This is a genomic window from Parvularcula maris, from assembly GCF_024505085.1.
Lineage (GTDB): Bacteria > Pseudomonadota > Alphaproteobacteria > Caulobacterales > Parvularculaceae > Parvularcula > Parvularcula maris.
Genome location: NZ_JANIBC010000003.1, coordinates 138,555 through 146,381, shown reverse-complemented (window position 1 = coordinate 146,381; position 7,827 = coordinate 138,555). Strand labels below are relative to the sequence as shown.

The 7,827-nt window shown below is 66.4% G+C and carries 6 protein-coding genes and 1 tRNA gene; 1 reads left to right on the top strand and 6 read right to left on the bottom strand.

Translation table 11 applies throughout. The features are described 5' to 3' along the window. Positions 1-675 precede the first annotated feature (675 nt). The 3 genes from NOG11_RS06415 to recJ form a co-directional block, all read right to left on the bottom strand. On the bottom strand, positions 676-1,176 hold the full coding sequence (locus NOG11_RS06415; RefSeq protein WP_256618880.1) for a YciE/YciF ferroxidase family protein: 501 nt from the start codon (positions 1,174-1,176) through the stop codon (positions 676-678). A gap of 113 nt (positions 1,177-1,289) precedes the next feature. Further along, positions 1,290-1,364 (bottom strand) — tRNA-Glu (locus NOG11_RS06410). 57 nt (positions 1,365-1,421) lie between these two features. Continuing rightward, positions 1,422-3,239, bottom strand: coding sequence for a single-stranded-DNA-specific exonuclease RecJ (recJ, locus tag NOG11_RS06405; RefSeq protein WP_256618879.1), 1,818 nt, complete (start codon positions 3,237-3,239; stop codon positions 1,422-1,424). 128 nt (positions 3,240-3,367) lie between these two features. On the opposite strand from recJ, the gene hemF reads away from it, so the two are divergent. Then, positions 3,368-4,240 carry an oxygen-dependent coproporphyrinogen oxidase gene (gene hemF, locus NOG11_RS06400; RefSeq protein ID WP_256618878.1) on the top strand — a complete coding sequence of 291 codons (873 nt, stop codon included), beginning with the start codon at positions 3,368-3,370 and terminating at the stop codon, positions 4,238-4,240. A 10-nt stretch (positions 4,241-4,250) separates the two neighbouring features. On the opposite strand, the gene NOG11_RS06395 is transcribed toward hemF, so the two are convergent. The 3 genes from NOG11_RS06395 to NOG11_RS06385 all read right to left on the bottom strand — a co-directional run bounded on the left by NOG11_RS06395 (position 4,251) and on the right by NOG11_RS06385 (position 7,827). After that, positions 4,251-4,682: a hypothetical protein gene (locus NOG11_RS06395; RefSeq protein WP_256618877.1), complete on the bottom strand. Its 432-nt coding sequence runs from the start codon at positions 4,680-4,682 to the stop codon at positions 4,251-4,253. Positions 4,683-4,744: 62 nt separating this feature from the next. Further along, complete coding sequence (locus NOG11_RS06390) at positions 4,745-5,827, bottom strand: hypothetical protein (RefSeq protein ID WP_256618876.1); 1,083 nt, start codon at positions 5,825-5,827, stop codon at positions 4,745-4,747. Between the two features lie 14 nt (positions 5,828-5,841). Continuing rightward, positions 5,842-7,827, bottom strand: coding sequence for a hypothetical protein (locus NOG11_RS06385; RefSeq protein ID WP_256618875.1), 1,986 nt, complete (start codon positions 7,825-7,827; stop codon positions 5,842-5,844).

The window sequence follows — 7,827 nt, the reverse complement described above, 5'->3', positions numbered from 1 at the left end:
CGCGGTCGGCTTCGCCGCCCGCCCTACGACTTATCCCCGCCCTCTCATCCTATTCTATGCTTCCCTCATCCGGCCCTTGCGGGGAAGAGACGTCACTTCTCTTGGGCCGGACGGGTCTTCGCGCCTTCACAAGTGACAGGCGGATGGCGAGAGCTTCGGATCGGCCGCCAGAAGAAGAAGAAGGCTCGCGCGCGGGCGGTGGTTTGGTCACTTCAGGCCACGGCCGACCCTAGAATGAACAAACACCACCAGCCGTGGCCACGCCCGCGCGCTCCCCACTTCCCCGCCATAACTGCCTAAGGGCAGCTACAGGTGTTGGACGCTGCCCAACCCCCTCCGCCCCAGCCCGTTTCCCACGGCGTAGCGCAGCGAAGACCGTGGGACCCATCACCCAGAAGCTGAACAAGACCACACACGCAGGAGATGGGCACCACGGTCTTCGCCGTGGTGAACGCCAGAAAGAGACGGTTGAACGAAAGACCCAACTCGTAGGGCGGTCAGCGAAGCTGGCCGCGTTTCATGCGCCGCGCTTCGAAATGCGGCCAACGGCTATGCCGCTGACCGCCCTACGGCGAAGCGCTTCGAGAAGGAGTCACGACGCATTCAAACACTGCCGCCCACAGCAAAAAACCGCCCCCGAAGGAGCGGCTTTCATCCGTACCGAGAGAACTCCGCTTAGTGCGTGGCTTCCTCGTTGATCTGGTTCTCGGCCAGCATCGAGACGAAGCGGTCGCCGTCATAGATGTCGTCGAGGTCGGCGTTCAGCTTCTGCTCGTCTTCGGAGAGGCCGAGCTGCTGCGCCATCGCCTTGGTCGTGCCGTAGCCCGCCAGGCCGTAATGGTTCATGCGGTTGAGCTGCGCGATGATCGCGGCTTCCTGGACCTGCTTGTCCTTGAACTGCGGCTCGAGACCATGGGCCCGGCCCTCGCGGACGAGGCCCTGCATACCCTTGCAGTGCTCACCGTCGGGGTCGGCATCGTGGCTCTTGATGACGTTCTCCAGGGTCGACTGGTGCTCCTGGATCTTCTGCTGGGCCGTCTTCAGGTAGCTCTTCAGCTTGGGCGTCTCCACGGCGCTTTCGAACTCGCCGAGAATGTTCGCCATCTGCTTGTTGGCCGAGTAGTTGTCCTGAAGCTGGTCCACATAGAGTTCTTTCAGGCTGCCGAACTCGCTCATATCGTACCTCCAAAATCTGCGGCGCGGCAAAAGCCGCGTGCCAGAGGAACGAGCAGGACAGCAGAACGGTTCGGTTAGAGCACCGTAACGTTCAGCAAAGCTGCGAGAAAAAGTGGCACTCCCTAGGGGAATCGAACCCCTCTTTCCAGGTTGAAAACCTGGCGTCCTAACCGATAGACGAAGGGAGCGCATGAGCTTGCGCCCGGAAGCGGCCACATAGAAAATCGTGGGCGGGCGATCAAGCCCTAAATTGTGCCTTCAGCCGGAAAGTCTCGGCCGGCTTCTGCGGCGTCGTCCACCTGGAACTGCGCCGCCTCGCCGCCTCGCCAGGTGTCGGGGGTGATGCGGCCTGCGAGGTGCACCCTCGTCCGCTCGCCCTGCTCCAGAAGGTTGCCGAGGGGGGTGTCGATGCAGCCGAAGGCGATGCCCCTCGCTGTCTTGCCGCCCCTGTCCTCGATGGTGAGGGAGAGGTGCCGCTCGCCCACCACGCGAGCTTGGCGGATGACCACATCTTCGAGCGCGAAGCGCGGCTCGGGGTTGCCCTGACCGAAGGGGCCTGCGGGGGCGATGGCGCGGCAGGTCTGGCCGGTGATGGCGGAAAGGCCCAGCACGCTGTCGAGGACCAGCGGGTGCTCCTGCGTCGCCGCGCTCACCTCGTTTGCCAGGCGGTCTTCGAGAAAATCCCGAAAGCCCTCCACCTGGTCCGCACGGAGGGAGAGGCCAGCCGCCATGGCGTGCCCCCCGCCGCCCTCAATGATGCCATCCCTGGCCGCTTGCGAGACCGCGCCTCCCAGATCGATGCCCGGAAGGGAGCGCCCGGAACCCGTGCCGCGACCTTGCTCATCGAAGCCGATGCAGAAGGCCGGACGGTTGAAATGCTCCTTGAGGCGTCCGGCGACGATGCCGACCACGCCGGGGTGCCAACCCTCACCGGCGGCGATGATCGCAGCGCCGGGCTCGCTCTCCTCGACTTGAGAGATGGCGGCTCTTCGCACCTCCTCCTCGATCCGGCGGCGCTCCTGGTTCAACGTTTCCAGCTTCCCGGCGATCATCTCCGCCCGCGCAGGGTCGTCCGTCACCAGAAGGTCGAAGGCCGTCTGGGCATGGCCGATGCGGCCCGCCGCGTTGATCCGTGGGCCGATCTGATAGCCCAGATGCGTGCTGACCGCCTGCCCGGTCAAACCGGCCCTGCGCGCCAGCGCCTTGATTCCCAGCGTACCGCCGCGGCCATGTTCGAGATCACCGATCACCTTGAGGCCCTGCGCCACCAGCACACGGGTGAGGCCGGTCAGGGGCATCACGTCGGCAACCAGGCTGAGGGCGACGAGATCGAGCATCCGGGTCAGCTTCGGCTCCTCACGACCCTTGAAGAAACCGCGTTCACGGAGCGTCCTGTTGAGCGCCGCCAGCGTCATGAACACGACACCGCCCGCGGATAGGCCCTTGAGGCCCGACAGGTCGCGCTCCTGCTGAGGGTTCACCAGCGCGAAGACATCGGGCCGCTCCCCCATCAGATGGTGGTCGAGGACGATGACGTCAGCGGGGGAGTGGCCCACCACATCCTGGTGGTTCGAGCCGCAGTCCACGGTCACGATGACCTTCGCGCCCCGCTCAGCCAGACTGGCAAAGCCCTCCTTACTCGGACCATAGCCCTCGGTGAAGCGGTCGGGCAGGTGCACGATGGGCGCGGCATCCACCGCACGTAGATAACGAAAGAGCAGGGCTGCGGCGCTCGTTCCGTCCACGTCGTAGTCACCGAAGATGCCGATCGTTTCCTTGCCGATGACGGCATCGGCCAGGCGCCCCGCCGCCGCCTCCATCTCGTGCAGGACGAGAGGATCGGGCATGGATGTCTTCAGGCTCGGCGCGAGATGCTCCTCGATATCAGCCGGACCAATACCGCGCGCACTGAGCACCTGGGCCAGCGCCCACTCGATCCCCTTCCGCTGCACCATGGTTTCGGTCTCGCGGGCACAATAGGGCCGCTGCCGCCACACCCGTCCGGAAACGGAGTGAGCCACTCCCAAGAGAGGCAGGTCCAGCGGCGTCGAATCGAGAGGCATGAAGGCGATTCTGACAGAACCGGATTCCCGCGAGAACCCCTTTCGTTCCTTCAGTTGGCAACAAACTGGAATGCCCCAACCACCTCATCGCTCTTCCCCCCTGCCCTCCGCTTCGCTAGCGGGCGGGGATGGATGAGATGACCGACCGCAAGGCCCGCGCCAGTGCTTGGTTCAGGGAGCTTCAGGAAAAACTGATCGCTGCCTTCGAGGCGTGCGAGGACGAGGCTTCGCCCGAGCTCTACGACGGCGAGCCGGGGCGTTTCCGCATGGAGCCCTGGCAGCGGGGCGAGGGTCAGGGTGGCGGGCGGATGGGCATGCTGACCGGGCGTCTGTTCGAGAAGGCGGGTATCCACTTTTCGGAAGTTTTCGGCGAGTTCAGCCCTGAGTTCAGGGCGCAGATCCCAGGCGCCTCCGAAGACCCCCGCTTCTGGGCCTGCGGCGTCAGCCTCATCGCCCATCCCATGAACCCCCACGTTCCGGCGGCGCATATGAACACCCGCATGGTGGTCACCACGGAAGGCTGGTTCGGCGGCGGCGGCGATCTCAACCCGATGATGGACCGCTACCGCACGCAGGAGCATGAGGACACGAAGGACTTCCACGCGGCCATGAAGCAGGCTTGCGAGGCGAGCCCGTCAGGTGATCACGAGCGCTTCAAGGTTTGGTGCGAGGAGTATTTCTGGCTTCCCCACCGCGAGGAGCCGAGGGGCACGGGGGGCATCTTCTACGACAGGCTCGACACCGGCGACTGGGAGGCGGACTTCACCCTCACCCAGGCCGTGGGCAAGGCCTTTCTGGACGTCTACCCCGCCCTCGTCCGGCGGCGGATGGGGACGGCGTGGAGCGAGGCTGACCGCGAGGAGCAGATGTTCCGCCGGGGCCGCTATGCCGAGTTCAACCTCCTCTACGACCGCGGCACGACCTTCGGCCTCAAGACGGGCGGCAATGTGCGCTCGATCCTCTCGAGCCTGCCGCCCATTGCCTCCTGGCCAGCAGAGTAGCCAGTAGCCGTCAGTCGTAGGAGCTGCCGCGCACGCCCAGGATTCCGGCGAGGACCGTCATCACCGCCCCGGCCAAGGTTGCCCAGACGCCCCAGACTTCCATCGGCGGTGTCCCCGCGCCGAACGTGGCTATGGCTGCCATGCCCGATGCGCCTAGGCCTATGGCGCCTGCTGCGAGCACCGCGACGCTCGTCAGGCGTCCCACGAACCGGATCAGCCCCAGAACGGAGAGGAGCGCAGCGGCGACGCCGCCCAGAATGGTGTAGGTCACGAGGCTCTCGGCGATCGGGCCGTCCGGCAGGCAGCCGCTGCCCGAGGACAGCGCGACGTCGATTAGGCAGGAGAGCGTCGGCCCTGCCAGCTCCTGCCCGGACACGCCTCCGCTCCAGATGCCAAAGAACGCAGCCGCCGCCATGGCGAGCGGAAAGACGATACGGATCATGACACTAGGCCCCTCATCAAGGATCAGTTCCGCTCAGACTAACACACAATTAACCATTGGCGCTACTCTTCCTCGCTGTCCGCAAGAGGTGCCGACAGGGCATCGAGAGCCGCCTGAACACCTTGCGTGTTCTGCACCAGGACATGCCTTCTCTCGCTCGAAGCGCGGCGCAAACCGCCTGCCCAGTCGCGCAGGACCTCCACCCTGCCCTGAAGCTCGGCGATGGTCCTCGCCACCTCTTCGAGGCCGTCCGCGACTGCGGGGCTGAGCGGGCGGCCCCGGTCGTTGGCGGGTCCCGAGGCTGGCAGGACCGGCTCGCCCGTTCCCAGGCGCGGATAAACCTTAGGCGGCGCGGGTTGGGGCTCGGGACCTTCCTCGGCGCCGCCGATGGCGAGAAGCGCTTGCTCGATCTCCTCGGGAGAGGGGCGTTCGGAAGATGGCGGCGCGATGGGCTCGTAGGCACGGCCTTGCGCTGCTGGCGGCCGGGCCAGGTTCGCATCCGCCCAGCGGCAGACATGACCGATGAGCCCGCCGCTCTGCGCATAGGCTTTCTCCAGAACGGCCTCGTTCACCGCCGGGGCATCCTCGATAAAGCTCCAGAGAAGACCGACCACCTCGCCGGTTTCCTCGGGCGTGAGACCGCGAAGGCGGACCTCCGCACTCCCTTCACCGCTGCTCCCGGCCATAGCGACCAGCAGTCCAGCGCCCCCCTCGAGCGCCGCGCGCGCAAGGAGCGTCAGGCCCTGCCGCCGGTCCTCGTCCAGACCCTTGCTGCGAGGCACGACCAGAAGAGGCGGGCGTCCCGCTTCGCTCTCGTCCTCGATGAAGTCGATGAGGGCCAGCCTGGCCGGTGTGCCCGGTAGCGGACGGTGCCCGAACGCGGCTAAGATGCTCAGGGCCGGGTCGGAGGGGTCGATAACCGCCGCGCTCATTACTCGCGCGCTGCCTGGCCATGCGCTGGCGAGATGGCGGAGGAGGCTGGCCTTGCCCGCCCCCCTTGGGCCGGTGAGGCAGATGGGGCTCACCCCCTCTTCGAGAAGGTCCGCAACCTCGCCGAGCGCCTCCTTGGCGGCCTCGCTCCAGAAGAAGAAACCGTCCGCCCTGGCAAGCTCGGAGGGCAGCGCGATCTCCCCCCGCTCCACCATCCGGCGTGTCTCCCTTAGAAGTTGAACTGCGCTCCGATACGGAACTGGTTCTCCTCGAATTCAAAAGGCGTGCCACCGAACAAGGAGCTCACCTCGGGCGCGTCTTCCACATCCCTGCGCAGATGCTGGTAGGACAACAGCACCGCGATGCCGCGGTTCAGCGTGTAGCTGGCGGAGACGCCGTAGAGCTGCTCGTCCACATCGCGGTCGAAGATGAAGCCTCCGATCTCCTGCGCGAGGGCGGTCTGGTCCGCGCCGGTGTCGGGCCGAAGGAACGTGGCCCTCGCGGAGCCGGACAGGCTCAGGCGGCGGTTCACCTGGCGGCTGATCCTGACCCCCGCCTGGTAGCGCTCGAACTGGTTGCCGAAGACGGCGGGCGTGTCCTCATCATCGAGCTGATCGGGGAAGAACGCGCCGGCATTCACCGACCAGTTCGTCCGGCCGTAATTGCCGGTCAACGCGGCGCTGGCGTTGGTGACGTTCTGAATGCCGACGCCCGCTGCGTTGTTGGCGGGCTCGGCGAAGCCGTTGCGGGTCAGAGCGCGGACCTGGCGGTCCGAGAAACGCTCGTTCTGCTCGGCAAGCTGCTCGGCGAACTGGAACGACCGCGAGCCTATATTGAAGCGCTCGTCCTGAAGGTCCTGAAGGCCGGAGCTCACCCGCCGGTTCAGGTTCGCGCGGAAGCGCAGATGGGGCGTCATCTGGGTCGCGAAGCGGAGCGAGGCCTGGAGCTGCTGGAAGCGGCGGCCGATATCGAAGGAGAACTCGGTCCGCTGGGAAGGCAGATAGGTGACGCCGAAACCGTAGCTGACGGCGCTGAGGTCGTCCTGATCCACCGGCCCCCGGTCGGGGTTGGCCGCGAGGGCCGTGAGGTTCGCCCCGCGTGTGATCTCCGCGTCGTCGTAGCCGATGCGGGCATCGAAGGCGAGCTTGGCGCTGACGGCGCGGGTCGCGGTGACCTCCAGGCCGAGGGCTTCGAAGGTACGCTTGCCGATGGTGAGGGTCGCTTCCTCCTCGAACTGGCGCACCTCCCCCGCCACTTGGAACGAGGTGGCCCCGAAAAGCTGGCCGGTGGTGTAGGCCACCCGCCCGGTATGGTCGGCGCTGTCGGCGAAGAAGAGCGCTCGCTGGTTGAAGAAGCCGCCATCCGTCACCGGGTCGAAATCGCCGTCGCGCTCGATCGGCCGGACCGCCGAGTAGCGGTAGCGCAGCTCCACCGCCTGCCCCCGGTCGAAGCGGATGAGGGAGGCCGGGCTGACGAAGACGCCGCCCAGAAGCACCTCGTTGAGGTTCTGACCGGGCACCTGGGCCTGCAGATTGCCGACGCCGCCTGCGAACTGCTCGGTGAGGAAGCCGCCGGCCTCGACGAAGAGCTCGGGACCGAGCACATCCACCCGGCCGAAACCGGAGAGGTTCGGGTCGATGAAGGTCTGTCTGAGGGTCGACGGCGCGCCGACCGTTGGCGCGAACTGCTGCTCGCCGAACACCTCTTCGAGGGCGTCGGGGAGCGCAAAATTGATGTCCGGAGCGAACTCCTCCGCCGCGCTGTCGCCATCGAAATAGTGCCCTACCCGGAAGCTGCCCTGGACGATCCCCGTCAGATTGGGGCGGTAGAGGGCCGAGAAGCCGGAGAAGGTCGCCGTGGTGAAGGCCTTGGAGGGCGGGCTCAGCTCGGCGGTGTCGCTGATCGGAACCAGGCTCAGCCCCGTCTCGCCATCCGGGCCGGTGATGGGCACGGGCCTGAAGGCGATGAACTGGTCGTTGACCGTGAACCGGCGCTCATAGGTGCCGTCGGGCAGACGCTGGAAGTTATCCGAGTAGTTCGCAGCAAGAGCGAGGCTCCAACTGCTGATGCTGGTCCGGCTGGCCGGGTCTGCGCGGCGACCGGTGGCCGTCGACTGACGGTCGAGATCGCCCTGCTGCCCGATCTGGGCCGCGGCGGGCGCGATGAGAAGCGCCGAGGCTGCCGCGTGGAGGGTGAGGGTCCGGCGAAGGGACAT

Excerpts from the sequence above, each read along its gene's own strand:
- NOG11_RS06385 (WP_256618875.1), bottom strand. The coding sequence starts at position 7,827 with ATGTCCCTTCGCCGGACCCTCACCCTCCACGCGGCAGCCTCGGCGCTT.
- recJ (WP_256618879.1), bottom strand. The coding sequence starts at position 3,239 with ATGCCTCTCGATTCGACGCCGCTGGACCTGCCTCTCTTGGGAGTGGCT.
- NOG11_RS06415 (WP_256618880.1), bottom strand. The coding sequence starts at position 1,176 with ATGAGCGAGTTCGGCAGCCTGAAAGAACTCTATGTGGACCAGCTTCAG.
- NOG11_RS06390 (WP_256618876.1), bottom strand. The coding sequence starts at position 5,827 with ATGGTGGAGCGGGGGGAGATCGCGCTGCCCTCCGAGCTTGCCAGGGCG.
- NOG11_RS06395 (WP_256618877.1), bottom strand. The coding sequence starts at position 4,682 with ATGATCCGTATCGTCTTTCCGCTCGCCATGGCGGCGGCTGCGTTCTTT.
- hemF (WP_256618878.1), top strand. The coding sequence starts at position 3,368 with ATGGATGAGATGACCGACCGCAAGGCCCGCGCCAGTGCTTGGTTCAGG.